General features: G+C 63.4%; 18 protein-coding genes and 5 tRNA genes. 22 read left to right on the top strand and 1 reads right to left on the bottom strand.

Translation table 11 applies throughout. The annotated features are described in order from the left end of the window. Positions 1-15: 15 nt before the first annotated feature. The 22 genes from fabF to SOM61_RS16490 all read left to right on the top strand — a co-directional run bounded on the left by fabF (position 16) and on the right by SOM61_RS16490 (position 17,072). Complete coding sequence (fabF, locus tag SOM61_RS16595) at positions 16-1,263, top strand: beta-ketoacyl-ACP synthase II (protein WP_320475098.1); 1,248 nt, start codon at positions 16-18, stop codon at positions 1,261-1,263. 79 nt (positions 1,264-1,342) lie between these two features. Then, the gene (locus SOM61_RS16590) at positions 1,343-1,942 is read left to right on the top strand and encodes a protein YgfX (protein WP_320475097.1); all 600 of its coding nucleotides are present in this window, start codon (positions 1,343-1,345) and stop codon (positions 1,940-1,942) included. A gap of 71 nt (positions 1,943-2,013) precedes the next feature. Further along, a complete protein-coding gene (rpoE, locus tag SOM61_RS16585; RefSeq protein ID WP_040776532.1) occupies positions 2,014-2,616 on the top strand; it encodes an RNA polymerase sigma factor RpoE in 603 nt (200 codons plus the stop codon). A 60-nt stretch (positions 2,617-2,676) separates the two neighbouring features. Further along, positions 2,677-2,976: a sigma-E factor negative regulatory protein gene (locus SOM61_RS16580; RefSeq protein ID WP_320475096.1), complete on the top strand. Its 300-nt coding sequence runs from the start codon at positions 2,677-2,679 to the stop codon at positions 2,974-2,976. Positions 2,977-3,118: 142 nt separating this feature from the next. Continuing rightward, positions 3,119-4,573: a DegQ family serine endoprotease gene (locus tag SOM61_RS16575; protein WP_320475095.1), complete on the top strand. Its 1,455-nt coding sequence runs from the start codon at positions 3,119-3,121 to the stop codon at positions 4,571-4,573. A 14-nt stretch (positions 4,574-4,587) separates the two neighbouring features. Further along, a complete protein-coding gene (locus SOM61_RS16570) occupies positions 4,588-4,857 on the top strand; it encodes a glutaredoxin family protein (protein ID WP_320475094.1) in 270 nt (89 codons plus the stop codon). Between the two features lie 226 nt (positions 4,858-5,083). Further along, positions 5,084-6,877 (top strand): translation elongation factor 4, encoded by a 1,794-nt coding sequence (gene lepA, locus SOM61_RS16565; protein ID WP_320475093.1) that lies wholly within the window; start codon positions 5,084-5,086, stop codon positions 6,875-6,877. Beyond that, positions 6,877-7,806, top strand: coding sequence for a signal peptidase I (gene lepB / locus SOM61_RS16560; protein ID WP_320475092.1), 930 nt, complete (start codon positions 6,877-6,879; stop codon positions 7,804-7,806). The genes lepA and lepB overlap by 1 nt, the downstream gene beginning before the upstream one ends. Positions 7,807-7,818: 12 nt before the next feature. Further along, complete coding sequence (locus tag SOM61_RS16555; RefSeq protein ID WP_320475091.1) at positions 7,819-8,217, top strand: DUF4845 domain-containing protein; 399 nt, start codon at positions 7,819-7,821, stop codon at positions 8,215-8,217. A gap of 50 nt (positions 8,218-8,267) precedes the next feature. Next, on the top strand, positions 8,268-9,074 hold the full coding sequence (rnc, locus tag SOM61_RS16550) for a ribonuclease III (RefSeq protein ID WP_414675014.1): 807 nt from the start codon (positions 8,268-8,270) through the stop codon (positions 9,072-9,074). Then, positions 9,071-9,982: a GTPase Era gene (era, locus tag SOM61_RS16545; RefSeq protein ID WP_320475089.1), complete on the top strand. Its 912-nt coding sequence runs from the start codon at positions 9,071-9,073 to the stop codon at positions 9,980-9,982. The genes rnc and era overlap by 4 nt, the downstream gene beginning before the upstream one ends. A gap of 24 nt (positions 9,983-10,006) precedes the next feature. Beyond that, positions 10,007-10,792, top strand: a complete 786-nt coding sequence (recO, locus tag SOM61_RS16540; protein WP_320475088.1) for a DNA repair protein RecO — start codon at positions 10,007-10,009, stop codon at positions 10,790-10,792. Between the two features lie 10 nt (positions 10,793-10,802). Further along, positions 10,803-11,582 carry a pyridoxine 5'-phosphate synthase gene (gene pdxJ / locus SOM61_RS16535; protein ID WP_320475087.1) on the top strand — a complete coding sequence of 260 codons (780 nt, stop codon included), beginning with the start codon at positions 10,803-10,805 and terminating at the stop codon, positions 11,580-11,582. Between the two features lies 1 nt (position 11,583). Continuing rightward, positions 11,584-12,003, top strand: coding sequence for a holo-ACP synthase (gene acpS, locus SOM61_RS16530; protein ID WP_320475086.1), 420 nt, complete (start codon positions 11,584-11,586; stop codon positions 12,001-12,003). A gap of 104 nt (positions 12,004-12,107) precedes the next feature. Beyond that, positions 12,108-13,982, top strand: coding sequence for an excinuclease ABC subunit UvrC (gene uvrC, locus SOM61_RS16525; RefSeq protein ID WP_320475195.1), 1,875 nt, complete (start codon positions 12,108-12,110; stop codon positions 13,980-13,982). A 300-nt stretch (positions 13,983-14,282) separates the two neighbouring features. Then, the gene (gene pgsA, locus SOM61_RS16520; protein ID WP_123067614.1) at positions 14,283-14,861 is read left to right on the top strand and encodes a CDP-diacylglycerol--glycerol-3-phosphate 3-phosphatidyltransferase; all 579 of its coding nucleotides are present in this window, start codon (positions 14,283-14,285) and stop codon (positions 14,859-14,861) included. A gap of 86 nt (positions 14,862-14,947) precedes the next feature. Next, positions 14,948-15,023 (top strand) — tRNA-Gly (locus tag SOM61_RS16515). A gap of 67 nt (positions 15,024-15,090) precedes the next feature. Continuing rightward, positions 15,091-15,166: transfer RNA gene (locus SOM61_RS16510), tRNA-Gly, on the top strand. 47 nt (positions 15,167-15,213) lie between these two features. Beyond that, positions 15,214-15,289, top strand: a tRNA-Gly gene (locus SOM61_RS16505). A 31-nt stretch (positions 15,290-15,320) separates the two neighbouring features. Continuing rightward, positions 15,321-15,396, top strand: a tRNA-Gly gene (locus SOM61_RS16500). Positions 15,397-15,473: 77 nt separating this feature from the next. After that, positions 15,474-15,547, top strand: a tRNA-Cys gene (locus SOM61_RS16495). 454 nt (positions 15,548-16,001) lie between these two features. After that, complete coding sequence (locus SOM61_RS16490) at positions 16,002-17,072, top strand: porin (RefSeq protein ID WP_320475085.1); 1,071 nt, start codon at positions 16,002-16,004, stop codon at positions 17,070-17,072. Between the two features lie 22 nt (positions 17,073-17,094). Here the strand turns inward: SOM61_RS16490 and SOM61_RS16485 are convergent, their stop codons facing one another. After that, entirely contained in the window at positions 17,095-17,967 is an 873-nt protein-coding gene (locus SOM61_RS16485) for a LysR substrate-binding domain-containing protein (protein ID WP_320475084.1), read from the bottom strand. Between the last annotated feature and the right edge of the window lie 107 nt (positions 17,968-18,074).

The following is an 18,074-nucleotide window of genomic DNA, read 5'->3' as shown; positions in this document are numbered from 1 at the left end:
TTTTGGGAGAATCGCTTGAGTCGTTCACGCAACCGCCGTGTCGTCGTCACCGGCCTGGGCTGCATCTCACCGATCGGTAACACCGTTGCCGAGACCTGGGATGCGGCACTGGCCGGCAAGTCGGGCATTGCCAGCATCACCAAGTTTGATGCAGCGCCATTCACGACCCACTTTGCTGGTGAGGTCAAGAACTTCAACGTCGAAGACTACCTGCCGGGCAAGGAAGGCCGCCACATGGATACGTTTATCCATTTCGGCATGGCAGCCGGCATCCAGGCCCTGCAGGATTCGGGCCTGGAAGTCACTGAAGAAAACGCGGACCGCATCGGCGTGGTGATCGGTTCGGGCATCGGCGGCCTGCCGATGATCGAAGCGACCAAGGAAGAATACGCGAACCGCGGCGCACGCCGCATCTCGCCGTTCTTCGTGCCGGCATCGATCATCAACATGATCTCGGGCGATCTCTCGATCAAGTTCGGCCTGCGTGGCCCGAACCTGGCCATCGTCACCGCCTGCACCACCGGCCTGCACAGCATCGGCGCGGCAGCGCGCCTGATCGAGTACGGCGATGCCGACGTGATGATCGCGGGCGGCGCCGAATCGACCGTGTCGCCGCTGGGCCTGGGCGGTTTCGCCTCGGCACGCGCGCTGTCGACCCGCAACGACGATCCGGCGACCGCCTCGCGTCCATGGGACCGCGACCGCGACGGCTTCGTGCTGGGCGAGGGCGCCGGTGTCATGGTGCTCGAAGAATACGAACACGCCGTTGCGCGTGGCGCCAAGATCTATGCTGAAGTCATCGGCTTCGGCATGAGCGCGGATGCCTACCACATCACCTCGCCGGTCGAGGATGGTGCTGGCGCGGCGCGTTGCATGGTCAATGCGTTCAACAACGCCGGCATCAACGTCGACCAGGTGCAGTACGTGAATGCGCACGGCACCTCGACCCCGCTGGGCGACAAGGCTGAAGTGCAGGGCATCAAGCGCGTGTTCGGCGACCATGCCAAGAACCTGGTCGTGAACTCGACCAAGTCGATGACCGGTCACCTGCTCGGTGGCGCCGGCGGCCTGGAATCGGTGTTCACCGTGCTGGCGATCCATAACCAGGTGTCGCCACCGACGATCAACATCTTCAACCAGGATCCCGAGTGCGACCTGGACTTCTGCGCCAACACGGCGCGCGAGATGCAGATCGACTACGCGGTGAAGAACTCCTTCGGTTTCGGCGGCACCAACGGTACGCTGATCTTCGCCAAAGTCTGAACCACTTCGCCCCATCCCGGTCTAACGGGATGGGCGCTTCCAACAGCCCGGCCTGCCGCCCGTTCGTGGCGGCCGGCCGGTGCTGGCGGTAGAGGATCCTCCTCCGCCCGCCATCCTGTCCCTCATCCTTTGTTCCATGTCGCTTGCGGTGTCCGCCGTCATCGCGCCGTCGCGTCGCCTGCGCTGCCTGCTCGCCGCCTTCTGCGCGTGCCTGTGCGCGGCCGCCCTGGCCGTGGGCCTGCTGCTGCCTGAACGCTTCGCATTCGGCGGTGCTGTCGCATGCGCGCCGCTGCTGGCCGCGCTGTCGTTGGCCCGCCGTCTCATACATTCCACGGCGATTTTGCACTCGATTGCAACGGTGCGCCGAATTGATATTTCTGGAGTTGGGCAGCTACGCCTGACGGTACAACAGGAGTTGGGGGAAGGCGGGCCGGCGGCCGGGATTCCGGGGCCGGGCCCAGCCATGACGCTGCTTCCCGGCGCCACGGTCTGGCCTTGCTGCATCTTGCTGCGCCTGCGCGCCGAAGACGGCGCGACCTGGCCGCTGGTGCTGCTGCCAGACGCCGTGGGCGCCGGCCAGTATCGCGCGCTGGCGGTGGCCGTGCGTGCCTTGGCGAATGGGGTTGCAACAATACCGATACAAAACAGTGTGAACTTATTGCAGGGGGCCAACTCTTAAGGATGTACCGATTTACGCTGCACGAGTAGATCGGTGCTCCTCGCGAGAGGGTCGCCAATGGGGCATGGTCCGTGACGACAGAACGCGAGTGTGATCAGTTGCTGGTAGAGCGCGTCCAGGCGGGGGACCAGGGGGCTTTCGATTTGCTTGTCTCCAAGTACCAACGTCGCCTGATGCGCCTGGTGTCGCGTCTCGTCCACGATCCGGCCGAAGCCGAAGACGTGGTGCAAGAGACCTTCATCAAGGCATACCGGGCCCTGCGCCATTTTCGCGGGGATTCGGCTTTTTATACGTGGCTTTATCGAATAGGAATCAACACTGCCAAGAATTTTCTAGTCACCCAGGGAAGGCGCGCGCCGACCTCGACCGAGACGGATGCCGAACGTGCCGAAGGATTCGATGATGCAGACAGCTTGCGCGACATTAATACACCGGAATCCATGCTCGCCAGTAAGCAGATTGCCCACACAGTCAACGCGGCCATGGAAGCATTGCCGCTCGAACTGCGCACGGCGATCGTCTTGCGCGAAATCGAAGGACTCAGCTATGAGGAAATCTCTGAAGTGATGGCCTGTCCAATAGGTACGGTGCGCAGCCGGATCTTCCGCGCGCGCGAAGTCATTGCCGAGAAATTACGCCCTTTACTCGATTTCCCGGTTGACAAACGTCGGTAGGTAGCGGGATCGTACGAACACAGCAAATATTGAACACTACCGACGTCGATGGAACCACCGATGGACACCAATAGAAAATTACGCGAGCAGATTTCTGCCCTGAAAGACGGCGCCTTGTCCGAAGCCGATCTGGAACTGGCACTGGCCGCGCTGCAAGATACCGACGGCCGCCAGGCCTGGGATCTGTATCACCTGATCGGCGACGCGCTGCGCGACACGGCCGCGCCGGCGCTGTCGCCCAAATTCCGCGCGCGCCTGGCCGAACGCCTCGCCAGCGAGCCGCCGCCGCTGCGCCGCGCGGCCGTGGCGCCCGAGTCCACCGGCCTGGCGGCGGTGCTCGCCAAGACCGCTTCTTCCTGACTTCCCGGTCGGCCATCCTTACCCCAGGCTTAAATTCCATCTCTCCTGCGTCGGACGTAGGCGATACCCGACTGGCACTGCGCGACAAAGCGCGTAATTTGGCTTACCATTCAGTCAATCTTAGCCATTCGATAGCGAATCCATGACCAGTAAAACTGCCAGCCTGCTCCTGTCGGCGCTGCTCGTGTCCGGCGCCACGGCATTCATCCAACCCGTCCACGCCGCCGCCCCCGTCCCCACCCCGACCGTCTCCGGCTTGCCCGACTTCACCGACGTCATCGACAAGGTGGGGCCGGCCGTCGTCAATATCCGCACTACCGAGCGCGTGCGCACCCGCGGCGGCGCGCCGGGCGAGGAAGAAATGCAGGAATTCCTGCGCCGCTTCTTCGGCGGCCAGATGGCTCCGCGCGGCGGCGGCCGGCGCGGCCCACAGCCCGAAGAAGAACGCGAAGTGCAGCGCGGCGTGGGCTCCGGCTTCATCATCTCGGCCGACGGCTTCGTGCTGACCAATGCCCACGTGGTCGAGGGCGCCGACGAGGTCACCGTCACCCTCTCCGACCGCCGGGAATTCAAGGCCAAGGTGCTGGGCGCCGACCGCCGCTCCGACGTTGCCGTGCTCAAGCTCGCCGCGACCAATCTGCCTTACCTGCGCACCGGCGACTCCAGCAAGATCCGGGTCGGCGAGTGGGTGCTGGCCATCGGTTCGCCGTTCGGCCTCGAGAATACCGTCACCGCCGGCATCATCTCGGCCAAGTCGCGCGATACCGGCGAATACCTGCCGCTGATCCAGAGCGACGTGGCGGTCAATCCCGGCAATTCGGGCGGCCCCCTGATCAATCTGCGCGGCGAAGTCATCGGCATCAACTCGCAGATCGCGACCTTGTCGGGCGCCTACAACGGCATCTCGTTCGCGGTGCCGATCGACGAGGTCATCCGCGTCTCGGACCAGCTCAAGGCCACCGGCAAGGTCACCCGTGGCCGCCTGGGCGTGCAGATCAGCGAAGTCACGCGCGACGTGGCCGAATCGCTGGGCCTGGGCAAGGCGCGCGGCGCCGAAGTCTCGATGGTCGAACCGGGCGGCCCGGCCGAAAAGGCCGGCATCAAGGTCGGCGACATCATCCTGGCCTTCAACAAGCAGCCGATCGAGTCGACCACCGACCTGCCGCGCCTGGTGGGCGCCTCCAAGGTCGGCAGCCGCGCCAGCGTCACCGTCTGGCGCCGCGGCGCCCAGGTCGAGGTGCCGGTCACCATCGTCGAGCTGCAAGAGGAGCGTCCGGCCCAGGGCCGCCAGCAGCCCAAGAAACCGGCGCCGGCCATCGCCCCGGACGCGCTGGGCCTGCAGCTGTCGAACATCCCGGCCGCCGAGCGCAAGGAGCTGGGCATCGACCACGGCCTGCTGGTCGAGGAGGCGCAGGGCGCTGCCGCCAGCGCCGGCATCCAGCCCGGCGACATGATCCTGCAGTGGAACAACACGCCGATCACCAGCGTCGAGCAGTTCAAGGCCTTGCTGGCCAAGCACGACAAGTCGAAGGCGGTGGCCCTGCTGGTGCAGCGCGAGGACACATCGCAGTACATCACGCTCAAGCCGCGCCAGTGACGCAGCGGGGGAGTATGCCGACGCAGTTCGGCCCGAGGTTCGTCCTGTATTCGCGCAGCTGGTGCCATCTGTGCGAGGACATGCTGGCGGCGCTGCGCGCGCTCGAGCCGCCCGGGCAGCCGTTCGACGTCGCCGTACTGGACGTCGACGCCGACCCGGCGCTGGTGGCGCGGTTCGACGAGCTGGTGCCGGTGCTGTATGGCGACCCGGCCCAGCCCGAGCTATGCCATTACTTCCTGGACGAGGCGGCCGTGCGGGCCTACCTGGCCCAGCATGCGTCCTGAGCCACCCTCTGGAAACCGGCCTTTCTGGCTCGAAATCCGGTAAAATGCCGGGTCGGAGCGGTGATGTATGACCTTCCAAGAATTCCAAGGCGCTCGCCTGGGGACCGGCACGGCCCCCGACGCAGCGCTTTTTCGTATTGCGCGGCCCGTTCGTCCTGCAACGCAGTGCGCCATATTTCGTCGTAGTCGCCGCCTTTCGCGGCCTTTCTGGTTTTGAGCTTTGTTAATGAACAACATACGTAACTTCTCCATCATCGCCCACATCGACCATGGCAAATCGACCCTGGCCGACCGCATCATCCAGCTGTGCGGCGGCCTGTCGGACCGCGAAATGGACGCGCAAGTGCTCGATTCGATGGACCTGGAGCGCGAGCGCGGCATCACCATCAAGGCCCAGACCGCGGCGCTGTCGTACAAGGCGCGCGACGGCCAGGTGTATAACCTGAACCTGATCGACACCCCGGGCCACGTCGACTTCTCGTACGAAGTGAGCCGCTCGCTGTCGGCCTGCGAAGGCGCGCTGCTGGTGGTCGACGCCTCGCAGGGCGTGGAAGCGCAGACGGTCGCCAACTGCTATACCGCGCTCGACCTGGGCGTGGAAGTGGTGCCGATCCTGAACAAGATCGACTTGCCGCACGCCGACCCGGACAACGCCAAGAAAGAGATCGAGGACGTGATCGGCATCGACGCGTCCGACGCCACCGTGTGCTCGGCCAAGACCGGCCTGGGCGTGGAAGACGTGCTGGAAACCCTGATCGCCAAGGTGCCGCCGCCGAAGGGCGACCCGGATGCGCCGCTGCAGGCCCTGATCGTCGACTCCTGGTACGACCCGTATGTCGGCGTCGTGATGCTGGTGCGCGTGGTCAACGGCACCCTGCGTCCGAAAGAAAAAATCCTCCTGATGGCGACCGAGTCGGTGAACCTGGTGGAAAACATCGGCGTATTCACCCCGCGTTCGGTGTCGCTGCCGCAACTGACCGCCGGCCAGGTGGGCTTCATCATCGCCGGCATCAAGGAACTGACCGCCGCCCGCGTGGGCGATACCGTCACCCTGGCCAGCCGTCCGGCGCCAGCGCCGCTGCCAGGCTTCAAGGAAGTGCAGCCGCAGGTGTTCGCCGGCCTGTTCCCGGTCGAGGCGAACCAGTACGACGCGCTGCGCGACTCGCTCGAAAAGCTGAAGCTGAACGACGCCGCCCTGATGTACGAGCCGGAAGTCTCGCAGGCGCTGGGCTTTGGCTTCCGCTGCGGCTTCCTGGGCCTCTTGCACATGGAGATCGTGCAAGAGCGCCTGGAGCGTGAATTCGATATGGACCTGATCACGACGGCGCCGACCGTGGTGTACGAGGTCGAGATGCGCGACGGCAGCATGATCCGCGTCGACAATCCATCCAAGATGCCGGAACCGTCGAAGATCAACGAAGTGCGCGAGCCGATCGTCGACGTCAACCTGTACATGCCGCAAGAGTACGTCGGTGCGGTCATGACCCTGTGTAACGGCAAGCGCGGCATCCAGATGGACATGGCCTACCACGGCCGCCAGGTGAAACTGCATTACGAGATCCCGATGGCCGAGATCGTGCTGGACTTCTTCGATCGCCTCAAGTCGACTTCGCGCGGCTATGCCTCGATGGACTACGAGTTCAAGGAAAATCGCGCGGCCGACGTGGTCAAGGTCGACATGCTGATCAACAGCGAAAAAGTCGACGCCCTGGCCATCATCGTCCACCGCGCCAACGCGCCTTACCGCGGCCGTCAGGTGGCGGCCAAGATGCGCGAACTGATTCCGCGCCAGATGTTCGACGTCGCGATCCAGGCCGCGATTGGCGCCACCATCATCTCGCGTGAAAACGTCAAGGCGCTGCGCAAGAACGTCCTGGCCAAGTGCTATGGCGGCGACATCTCGCGTAAGAAAAAGCTGCTGGAGAAGCAAAAGGCCGGCAAGAAGCGCATGAAGCAGGTCGGCTCGGTGGAAATTCCACAAGAAGCCTTCCTGGCCATTCTCCAGGTGGAAGATAAATAATGAACCTGCAACCCATCCTGGGCAATTTCGCCCTGATCCTGTTCGTCCTGATGGTGATCACGGGCATCATCTGGTGCCTGGACACATTCTATTTGGCGAAACAACGGCGCCGCGCCGCCGATGCCGCCCTGCGCGAGTACGATACGCGCAACGCCAAGCTGGTCGCGGATGGGATCAAGGTCGACCACAACGGCAATCGCGCGGCGATCGAGCAGGCCCACCTGCGCCAGCCGACCTGGATCGAGTATTCGGGCAGCTTCTTCCCGGTCATCGCACTGGTGTTCATCTTGCGCTCATTCTTGTGGGAACCGTTCAAGATCCCGTCATCGTCGATGGTGCCGACCCTGCTGGTGGGCGACTTCATCCTGGTGAACAAGTACACTTATGGCATCCGCCTGCCGATCGTCAATAAAAAAATCATCCAGATCAATAATCCCCAGCGCGGCGACGTGATGGTGTTCAAGTATCCAAAAGACATGAACCAGGATTACATCAAGCGCGTCGTTGGCGTGCCGGGTGATAAAATCACCTACGAGGACAAGCGCCTGACGGTCAACGGCAAGCCGGTCGAGTACACGGCGCTGGACGACTACCTGGACGACCAGCATCCAATCTACCACAAGCAGTTCGTCGAGAAACTGCCGAGCCCGGGCGGCTTTACCCAGCACCGCATCCTGAATACGGCCGACAAGCGTAATATCGACCTGGGCAGCGTGGAAAACTTCCCGCTGCGCGAAAACTGCGAATACACCTACGACAAGTTCACTTGCGTGGTGCCGGAAGGGCAGTATTTCATGATGGGCGATAATCGCGACAATAGCGCGGATAGCCGTTACTGGGGTTTCGTGCCTGATCGCAATATCGTCGGCAAGGCCTTCGTGGTCTGGATGAACTTCAGCAATCCGAAGCGTGTCGGCGGTATCGAATAACAAGGGGCGCGCATGGATCGCAGGAAGCTGTTGAACAAGCAAGCCGGTATTTCGCTGTCCGGCCTGATCGTGGCGCTGGCCATCATCGGCGTGGCCGGCATCTTCGCCATGCGCATGGTCCCGGCCTATATCGAGTACAACGCGATCAAGTCCGGGATCGCCCAGGTCAAGAGCACCGGCGGCAGCATCCGCGAGATGCAGCAAGCCTTCAACCGCCATACCAGCGTCAACGACGTCGAGGCCGTACGCGGCCAGGACCTGGTCTTCAGCCGCGACGGTGACGAGATGCAGATCAGCTTTGCCTACGAAAAGCGGCTGCCGCTGATGGGTAACGTCAGCCTGCTGATCGACTTCGCCGGCACCACCGACCCGAGCGGCGTGGTGGCCGAGGCCGACAGCGCCGCCCGTTAAGCCTTTATAGAAACACCGTGGCCAGCCCGGCCACGCACATGACATCAACAATGAATCTTCAGTTATTGCAAACGCGCTTGGGGTATACGTTCCGGGAAGTCGGGTTGCTGCAGCAAGCCCTGACCCACCGTAGCCATAGCAGTCTGCATAACGAGCGCCTGGAATTCCTGGGCGATTCGGTCCTCAACTGCGTCGTCGCTTCGGTGCTGTACGAACGTTTCAGCCAGCTCGACGAGGGCGACCTGTCGCGCCTGCGCGCCAACCTGGTCAAGCAGCAGGCGCTGTTCGAGATCGCCCAGAAGCTCGACCTGTCGCAATTTTTGCGCTTGGGCGAGGGCGAACTCAAGTCCGGCGGCTTCCGCCGCCCCTCGATCCTGGCCGACACCCTGGAAGCGCTGCTCGGCGCGATCTTCCTCGACGGCGGCTTCGACAGCGCGCGCGACACGATCCGCGCCTTTTATATCCCGCTGCTGCAGACGGTCGACCCGGCCACGCTCGGCAAGGACGCCAAGACCCTGCTGCAGGAATTCCTGCAGGCCAAGCGCATCGCGCTGCCGACCTATAATGTGGTGGCCACCCACGGCGCCGCCCACAGCCAGGAATTCGAAGTCGAATGCCTGGTGCCGAAGCTGAACGTGCAGGTGTTCGGCCGCGGCGGAAGCCGCCGCGCCGCCGAACAGGCCGCCGCCAGCCTGGCGCTCGAAGCGGCCCAGAAGGCGCTGGCCAAGACGCCGGGCGCGCGCAAGCCACGGCAGCGCTCGGCCCAATTGAAGCTGGCCGGCATTGCCACCCCCCAGGGCGAGGCTTCCGCATCCGGCACGCCCCACGCAGCACAACCAGGAACAGAAAAAGCATGAACGCCACTCCCGACAATTCCCATTGCGGCAACTTCCGTTGTGGCTATATCGCCATCGTCGGCCGCCCGAACGTCGGCAAGTCGACCCTGATGAACGTCCTGATCGGCGCCAAGGTGTCGATCACGTCGCGCAAGGCCCAGACCACGCGCCACCGCATCACCGGCATTCAGACCCGCGACGACGCGCAGTACATCTACGTCGATACCCCGGGCTTCCAGACCCGCCACGCCAATGCGCTCAACAAGACGCTCAACAAGACCGTCTCGAACACGCTGACGTCGTCGGACGCGATCCTGTTCCTGGTCGAAGCCGGCACCTTCGGCCCGGCCGACCAGCAGGTGCTCGAGATGCTGCCAAAGAATGTCCCGGTGATCCTGGTCATCAATAAATCGGACCGCGTGAAGGACAAGGCGGTGCTGATGCCGTTCGCGCAAAAGATTTCGGCCCTGTTCAATTTCGCCGCCATCGTGCCGGTCTCGGCCAAGCTGCGCTTCCAGGTCGACGCGCTGGAAGCCGAGATCAAGCGCCATCTGCCGGAAAATCCGCCGGTGTTCGGACCGGACGACATCACCGACCGCAGCGAAAAATTCCTGGCGGCCGAGATCGTGCGCGAAAAAGTGTTCCGCCTGCTGGGCGACGAACTGCCGTACACCAGCACCGTGGTGATCGAACAGTTCGAACAGGAAGGCAATCTGCGCCGCATCTTCGCCGCGATCCTGGTCGAGCGCAGCACCCATAAATCGATGATCATCGGTGACAAGGGTGCGCGCCTGAAAGAGATTTCGACGCAATCGCGCCTCGACATGGAAAAGCTGTTTGGCGGCCCGATCTATCTGGAAATCTGGGTCAAGGTCAAGTCCGGCTGGGCCGACAACGAAGCGGGTCTGCGCGCTTACGGTTACGAGTAAGGGCCGAGGACGCAAGCCGCGCGCATGTCCAGCCACGACCAATTTATCGACGACGAGACCACGCCGGCCGCGGGCAAGCGCCCGCGCGCGCCGGCCCGTGACAGTCGCATCGTCGGCCAGCCCGGTTTCGTGCTGCACAGCTATCCCTACAAAGAGACCAGCCTCATCATCGACATGTTCACCCGCGACCATGGCCGGGTGGGGGTGGTGGCAAAGGGCGCCAAGCGCCCGTTCTCCAAGCTGCGCGGCGTGCTGCAGACCTTCCAGCCCTTGTCGGTATCGTGGAGCGGAAAGTCCGAGCTGCGCACCCTGATCGATGCCGAGTGGGTGGGCGGCATGCTGCCGCTGGAACGCACCGCGCTGCTGTGCGGCTTCTACCTGAACGAATTATTGGTAAAGCTGCTGGCGCGCGACGACCGCCATCCGGCCCTGTTCGACCACTACGTCTCGACCCTGAACCAGCTCGCCCACGGCGAACCGGCGCAAATCGTCTTGCGAAAATTCGAAAGAGCCTTACTTAGGGAAACAGGCGTCGCAGCCGATCTCGGCCGCTGCACGAGCAGCCGCGGCCCGGTCGCGCCGGCTAGCTCCTACGTGGTCGATCCGGAGCGCGGCGCGCGCGCGGCGGGCGCCGGCGAAGTGTGGCCCGTGGTATTGGGCAAGACCCTGCTGGACATGGAGCGCGAGGACTATACTGATCCGGCGACCCAGGCGCAGAGCAAGCAATTGATGCGCTTCCTGCTGGCGCACCACCTGGGCGGACAGCCGCTCAATACGCGCCAGATTTTGATCGATTTGATGCAATTGTAAAAAGAATATTATGAGCTTCCTGCAACCCGCCGGCCAGGTGATCGACCTGGGCGTGAACATCGACCACATCGCCACCGTGCGCAATGCGCGCGGCACGACGTACCCGGACCCGCTGCGCGCCGCGCTGCTGGCCGAGCAGGCGGGCGCCGACCTGATCACCCTGCACCTGCGCGAAGACCGCCGCCACATCAAGGATGCCGACGTGCTGGCCCTGCGTCCGCTGCTCTTGACGCGCATGAACCTGGAAGCGGCCGTGACCCGCGAGATGATCGACTTCGCCTGCCAGGTGAAGCCGCAGGACGTGTGCCTGGTGCCGGAGCGGCGCGAGGAAGTCACGACCGAGGGCGGCCTGGACGTGGTGCGCTACTACAACGAGGTCGAGGCGGCGGTGAAGCAATTGAAGCAAGAGGGCATCCGCGTCTCGCTGTTCATCGATGCCGATGCGCGCCAGATCGAAGCGGCGGCGGCCGTCGGCGCCACCGTGATCGAGCTGCATACGGGGCGCTATGCCGAGGCCGAAGGCAGTGAGGTGGCGCCCGAACTCGAGCGCATCAAGCTGGGCGTGCACGAGGGCGTCAGGCGCGGCCTGCGCGTTAACGCCGGCCATGGCCTGCACTACACGAACGTGCAGCCGATCGCGGCGATTCCCGACCTGCATGAACTGAACATCGGCCACGCCATCGTGGCGCATGCCTTGTTCGCCGGCTGGGAAAACGCGGTGCGCGAGATGAAGGCGATCATGGTCGCGGCGCGCCTGGGCGTGGCTTACTCTGCGAAAGCCGGGGCCTGAGATGATCTACGGCATCGGCACCGACATCGTCCAGATCTCGCGTGTCGAGGCTGCCCTCGCGCGTAGCGGCCCGCGCTTCGCCGAGAAAATCCTCGGCCCGCAAGAGCTGGAAAAATACCATGCCCGCAGCGCCAAGAACGCGGTGCGCGGCCTGCGCTTCCTGGCCACCCGGTTCTCGGCCAAGGAGGCGTTTTCAAAGGCCATCGGCATGGGCATGCGCATGCCCATGACCTGGCGTTCCGCCCAGATGCTCAATGACCCGAGCGGCAAGCCGGTCATCGTCTGCAGCGGCGGCCTTGGCGACTTCATGCGCGAGCACCGGCTCAGCGCCCAGGTGACGATCAGCGACGAGGCCGACTACGGCGTCGCCTTCGTGATCGTGACCCAGGCGCCGTTGGCAACACCATCATTGGCAGAGTAATGTCCGAAGCAAAACCCGCAGCAGCTGGTAATCCATCCGTCGACGTCACCCCCGAACTGGCCGCGCGGATCGGCCGCGAGCGCCTGTCGGACGCGCGCGAGGAAATGCGCGCCGAAGCCAACCGCGAACTGAGCCCGAAGGTGGAGGCCGACGTGCGCGCGCAGGTGCTGGCCGTCGTCAACCGCCTGCCGGGGCTGCCCGGCGTCTATCGCTACTTCGATGCGGCCGACAATGTGCTCTACGTCGGCAAGGCGCGCAACCTCAAGAACCGCGTCTCGAGCTACTTCCAGAAAAACCTGTCGAGCCCGCGCATCGCGATGATGGTGTCGCAGATCGCGCGCCTGGAAACGACGGTCGTCAGCAGCGAGGCCGAAGCGCTGATCCTGGAAAACAACCTGATCAAGACGCTCAAGCCGCGCTACAACATCCTGTTCCGCGACGATAAGTCTTACCCCTACATCAAGATCACGGGCGGCGAGGCGCCGCGCATGGCGTATTACCGCGGCGCGCTGGACAAGAAGAACCAGTACTTCGGTCCTTTCCCCAGCGCCTGGGCGGCCAAGGAGTCGATCCAGCTACTGCAGCGCGTTTTCAGGCTGCGTACCTGCGAGGACAGCGTCTATGCCAACCGCACGCGGCCGTGCCTCTTGCACCAGATCGGCCGTTGCAGCGCGCCCTGCGTGAAGCTGATCGCGCCGGATGAGTACAAGCTCGACGTGGAAAACGCGGCGCGTTTCCTGCGCGGACGCCAGAGCGAGGTGATGGCCGACCTCGAGCAGAAGATGCAGGATTACGCCATGGAGCTCAAGTTCGAGCAGGCGGCGTCGGTGCGTAACCAGATCCAGGCGCTGTCGAAAGTGCTGCACGCGCAAAGCATGGAGACGACGGGCGACGCCGACGTCGACGTCATCGCGGTGGTGGTGCAGGGCGGGCGCGCCTGCGTCAACCTGGCCATGGTGCGTGGGGGACGCCACCTAGGCGACCGCGCCTACTTCCCGAGCCACGTCGGCGAATCGCTGGGGGAATGCCCGATCGAAGTGGAGGTGCTATGCGCCTTCCTGGCCCAGCACTATGCCGGCCAGTTCATTCCGGGCACGCTTATCATGAACGTCGAGTTCGACCAGCCCGAGCTGATCATGGCCTTGCAGGAGCAGTGCGGCCACCGCATCAGCCTGGTGCTGCAGCCGGGTGGCCAGCGCCGCCAGTGGCTCGAGATGGCCTGCAAGGGCGGCGAGATCGCGCTGGCGCGCCTGCTGTCCGAGCAGGGTTCGCAGCAGGCGCGCACGCGCGCGCTGGCCGACACCTTGCAGCTCGACAGCGAAGACCTGGACGCCTTGCGCGTCGAATGCTTCGACATCAGCCACACGGCGGGCGAGGCGACGCAAGCGTCGTGCGTGGTGTTCCACCACCACCAGATGCAGAACGGCGAATATCGCCGCTTCAACATCAACGGCATCACGCCGGGCGACGACTATGCCGCCATGCGCCAGGTCTTGACGCGCCGCTACGAAAAAGTGGCGGGCGGGGAGGGCGTGATGCCCGACATCGTGTTGGTCGACGGCGGCAAGGGGCAAGTGGAAATGGCGCGCCAGGTATTTACGGAGCTGGGGCTGGACATCTCGATGATCGTCGGCGTGGCGAAGGGGGAAGGGCGGCGCGTGGGCCTGGAGACCTTGATCTTCGCCGACGGCCGCCCGGCCCAGGAACTGGGCAAGGAATCGGCGGCGCTGATGCTGGTGGCGCTGATCCGCGACGAGGCGCACCGTTTCGCCATCACCGGCATGCGCGCCAAGCGCGCCAAGGCGCGCCAGGCCTCGCGCCTGGAAGAGATCGAAGGCATCGGCGCCAAGCGCCGCCAGCGCCTGCTGGCGCGCTTTGGCGGCCTGCGCGGGGTGATCGACGCCAGTGTCGAAGATTTGATGACGGTCGAGGGGATTTCGAGTGCGTTGGCGGAAGAGATTTACAGGCAGTTGCACTAAGTAGCAGTCGACGCACGTCGCTCCCACGAAGGTGGGGGCCCAAGTCGTCAGCGTAGCCACTGTAACCGGGCCTCAGCGGTGTACTGAAGCTCGGGGGAAATAGTGCCAGTGGCGCTATTTCCGCCTGCGCGGGGACGACGTGCTTGCTCTGTTTATATGCCTCACGTCAACCCACGATGTCTGTCGCACGTTGAGCTTTCAGGCGCTCAATTGGGAGCATACAGATGAGTCAACTGGCCCAAACCAGCATACCCATGTAGACTAACGGCCAAGCATTTTTCCACGGTAATCAGCTCTCTCATGCCCTTCAATATACCGATTCTCCTGACCTGGTTACGCGTCGCGCTCATTCCCCTCGTTGTCGGATTGTTCTATCTTCCTACTGACTGGATGACGCTCCACGAGCGCAATCTGGCGGCCACCGCCGTCTTCATCGTCGCCGCCATCACCGACTGGTTCGACGGTTTCCTGGCCCGCCGCTGGAACGAAACCTCGGCCTTCGGCGCCTTCCTCGACCCGGTCGCGGACAAGCTGATGGTGGCCGGCGCGCTGCTGGTGCTGGTCCAGCTCGACCGGGTGGACGCGATCATCGCCGGCATCATCATCGGCCGCGAGATCACCATCTCGGCGCTGCGCGAGTGGATGGCCCAGATCGGCGCCACCCGCTCGGTGGCGGTGAGCTCGATCGGCAAGATCAAGACCGCTGCCCAGATGACGGCGATCCCGATGCTGCTGTTCCATGATCGCCTGTTCGGCATCGACATTCACTTCTGGGGCGAGTACCTGTTGTGGGTGGCGGGCGTGCTGACGGTGTGGTCGATGTTCTACTATCTGCGCCGCGCCTGGCCCCTGATCAAGGAGAAGGCGGGGGCGATTTAATTTGTTCGTGGCATCCTTGACGTACAGAATAGAATCTCTATAATGCCTGCCTGTTGCGACAACAACGCAACAGAATGAAAGACGAAGCGGGAGTAGCTCAGTTGGTAGAGCGCAACCTTGCCAAGGTTGAGGTCGAGAGTTCGAGACTCTTCTCCCGCTCCAAAGATTGCAAAGCTGTAAAGCGATCTTGGAAAAACGTCAAAGTTCTGTCATAATCGTTGTTCTGTACGCGGGAGTAGCTCAGTTGGTAGAGCGCAACCTTGCCAAGGTTGAGGTCGAGAGTTCGAGACTCTTCTCCCGCTCCAGTTTTCTGAACTGGAGCTGCAGTCGGTAGTAAATTGTAAGGCTCCATGCGGGAGTAGCTCAGTTGGTAGAGCGCAACCTTGCCAAGGTTGAGGTCGAGAGTTCGAGACTCTTCTCCCGCTCCAGGTTTTGCAAGATAAGTGGTAACACTCCTAAGCGGGAGTAGCTCAGTTGGTAGAGCGCAACCTTGCCAAGGTTGAGGTCGAGAGTTCGAGACTCTTCTCCCGCTCCAGAATTCAGGAAGATCCTTTCTTCCCTTGTTGATGTGCTTCATAACCGCTCACATCGATCAAGCGCACTATATCCTCTGGCGAGGTAGCAAAGCGGTTATGCAGCGGCCTGCAAAGCCGTCTAGACGGGTTCGACTCCCGTCCTCGCCTCCAGCATATCTCGTGTCCGCAATCGGGCATTGATCAAGATCAGAACTAGAACAATCGCCGGCTTTCGCCGGCGATTTGCGTTCGGATTCCTTATTTGAACCGAGACTCTGAGACTCACAAATCTCGGGGAAATTGGTGGCGATTCATGCTCGACGGACATTCGCATTGCGAGAAGTCGTATATTCCGCGGTTTTCAGCATTGTCTATCGAGCGCGACATCGTAGTCGGTGTATTCCTGACCCATCAACATCGCGGTACCTCAACTGCGCGAAGCCAGCGTCGGTGCCGCCATGAATTGAATTCACGAAGTGCTGCAAAGTTCTCTTTTGTCGACCCGTGGCCTTCCTGTAAGAATGACTACCTCTGCGAGTGAGCTGGTTGCGTGAGCACCATCTCGCCGCCACGACACAGATGTCGGCGCCCTGGCTGGCGACCGCTCACATACGGAGACTGACGCATGAACGCAGCGAAGTTCGCCTGCGCCTGGCTTGCCTTGGCCATCGCACCGGCTATCGCCCAGGACACCATCACACTGTACGGCGTGGTCGACATGGCGCTGGTACGCGAGGCCGGCGGCAAGCACGGCTCACTCACCAAACTCACCAGCGGCGTGCCGATGGGTTCGCGCATCGGCATCATGGGCAGCGAACTGCTTGGCAATGGATTGAAGGCGGTCTTCGTGCTGGAAAACGGTTTCCAGGCCGACACCGGCGAGGTCGGGCAGGGCGGCCTGCTGTTCGGACGCCAGGCCTATGTCGGCCTGCAGGGTCGGCTCGGCAGCATGCTGGTGGGGCGCCAGTACACGCCCCACTACCAGTCCGTGGTCATCGCTGATCCATTCGGTTCCGGATACGTCGCGGACAGCAAGAATCTCTTCGCCACCAGCGGCAACGCTTTCAGCCGCATGGACATTACCGTCAAGTACATCTCGCCGGCGATGGGTGGGATAAGCATCGAACTGGCGGCTGCGCCCGGGGACAGCAGTGCCGGGCGCGCAGGCGGCCGCCAGCTCGGTGCCGCGGTCGATGCCAGGCGGGGTCGATTGCGGATGCGCTTCGGTTACCACAAGCGCAGGAGCGACAGCGTGCCTGGGCAGGCGCCCGGACGCGGCCGCAATATTGTGCTCGCCGCCGTCTACGACCTGGGCATCGTCCGTGTGCATGGCGCCTATGGACGTAATCGCGGCCCCAACAGCGCTGTACTGCGCAATACCGCCAACCCCTATGGACAGCTGCAACCGGCGATGGCGTCGACCGACAGCGCCGACGCGATGCTTGGCATACTGCTGCCGTTGGGCCCGCATGCGCTGATGCTGTCCGTGATTCGCAAGAACGACCGCGGCGCTCTCGACCAGGATGCGCGCCAGACTGCGGTCGGCTACCGCTATGCGCTGTCGAAGCGCACCGAGCTGTATGCGGTGCACGCGCGCATCGATAACCGCCACGGCGCCGCCTACACGGTCGGCAACGCCAGCGAAGGCGGCAGCGGCGACCGCGCCACCAGCCTCGGCATGCGGCACGCCTTTTAACAGACCGATGGTACGGGCCGGCTCAAGGCTCGTGCGGCACAGCCAGTTCTGCCAGCAGCCAGCGCTTGAAGCGCGCTGCCGCGCCATGCGGATCGAGCGCGCGTGGATGCACCAGGTGGTGCCCGACATAGCGCACCGTCGTGCTGCGTCCCATCAGCGGCGCCACCAGCTTTCCTGAAGCCAGTTCGCGCTGCGCCAACAGGGTCGACTCCAGCACAACTCCCAGCCCGTCGACCGCTGCGGAGATCGCCATTGCGCTGCGATCGAATGCCAGCGCAAAGTCGCCGGGCGTGGCCAGCCCGTTGGCGGTGAACCATCCTCCCCATTGCACCGACTGGCCTTCGCTTTGCACCAGCGGTGTCGCGTACAGGTCGTGTACCCCCGCGATGCGCTCGGCGATCTGTGGGCTGCACATCGGCGTCAATTCTTCGACGACTAGTGGGATGATCTCGTGGCGCGAGGTGGCCGGCGTCCCATACACGATGTCGATATCGTGATCGTTGTCGTCAAACGTCGCATACCGGGTGTCGGCGGAAAAGCGCAGCGCGATGCCCGGATTGCCCTCCATGAACGTCCCAAGACGCGGCATCAGCCATTGCGTGGCAAACGCGGGCGCGGTGTGCAGGCGCAACGGCATCACGTGGATGTCGGGCAGCGCGCGCTGGAAGCCGCGCTGCATCTCCTCGAAGCCGCGCTGCACGTGCTCGAGCAGCATGCGTCCCTCGCGCGTGAGCACCAGCGAACGCGTGGTGCGCACGAACAGGCCCATGCCCGCGCTTTCCTCAAGCTTGCGAATGGCGTGGCTGACCGCGCTCGGCGACAGGTCGACTTCCCTGGCGGCGGCGGCGAAGGAGCCGGTGCGGCCGGCCGCCTCGAACACCCGCAGCGAACTCAAGGGAATTCGGCGGAATTGCTTAACTAGTGAAAATGATTCACTACCCGGCGTAAATAATTCTTTTGTCCCACTCATCGCTTTGCGTGAAAATCGGTTCAGGTATAAAA

Source organism: Massilia sp. CFBP9012 (assembly GCF_034045115.1).
Taxonomy (GTDB): Bacteria; Pseudomonadota; Gammaproteobacteria; order Burkholderiales; family Burkholderiaceae_D; genus Telluria.
The sequence above is the reverse complement of the archived record's forward strand: the minus strand, read 5'-3'. Positions and strand labels throughout refer to the sequence as shown.

Bases quoted from the DNA above. Each gene is read 5' to 3' on its own strand.
- SOM61_RS16490 (WP_320475085.1), top strand. From the start codon at position 16,002: ATGAACGCAGCGAAGTTCGCCTGCGCCTGGCTTGCCTTGGCCATCGCA.
- acpS (WP_320475086.1), top strand. From the start codon at position 11,584: ATGATCTACGGCATCGGCACCGACATCGTCCAGATCTCGCGTGTCGAG.
- SOM61_RS16580 (WP_320475096.1), top strand. From the start codon at position 2,677: ATGGACACCAATAGAAAATTACGCGAGCAGATTTCTGCCCTGAAAGAC.
- lepA (WP_320475093.1), top strand. From the start codon at position 5,084: ATGAACAACATACGTAACTTCTCCATCATCGCCCACATCGACCATGGC.
- rnc (WP_414675014.1), top strand. From the start codon at position 8,268: ATGAATCTTCAGTTATTGCAAACGCGCTTGGGGTATACGTTCCGGGAA.
- SOM61_RS16575 (WP_320475095.1), top strand. From the start codon at position 3,119: ATGACCAGTAAAACTGCCAGCCTGCTCCTGTCGGCGCTGCTCGTGTCC.
- uvrC (WP_320475195.1), top strand. From the start codon at position 12,108: ATGCGCGCCGAAGCCAACCGCGAACTGAGCCCGAAGGTGGAGGCCGAC.
- era (WP_320475089.1), top strand. From the start codon at position 9,071: ATGAACGCCACTCCCGACAATTCCCATTGCGGCAACTTCCGTTGTGGC.
- recO (WP_320475088.1), top strand. From the start codon at position 10,007: ATGTCCAGCCACGACCAATTTATCGACGACGAGACCACGCCGGCCGCG.
- pdxJ (WP_320475087.1), top strand. From the start codon at position 10,803: ATGAGCTTCCTGCAACCCGCCGGCCAGGTGATCGACCTGGGCGTGAAC.
- SOM61_RS16570 (WP_320475094.1), top strand. From the start codon at position 4,588: ATGCCGACGCAGTTCGGCCCGAGGTTCGTCCTGTATTCGCGCAGCTGG.
- pgsA (WP_123067614.1), top strand. From the start codon at position 14,283: ATGCCCTTCAATATACCGATTCTCCTGACCTGGTTACGCGTCGCGCTC.
- lepB (WP_320475092.1), top strand. From the start codon at position 6,877: ATGAACCTGCAACCCATCCTGGGCAATTTCGCCCTGATCCTGTTCGTC.
- SOM61_RS16555 (WP_320475091.1), top strand. From the start codon at position 7,819: ATGGATCGCAGGAAGCTGTTGAACAAGCAAGCCGGTATTTCGCTGTCC.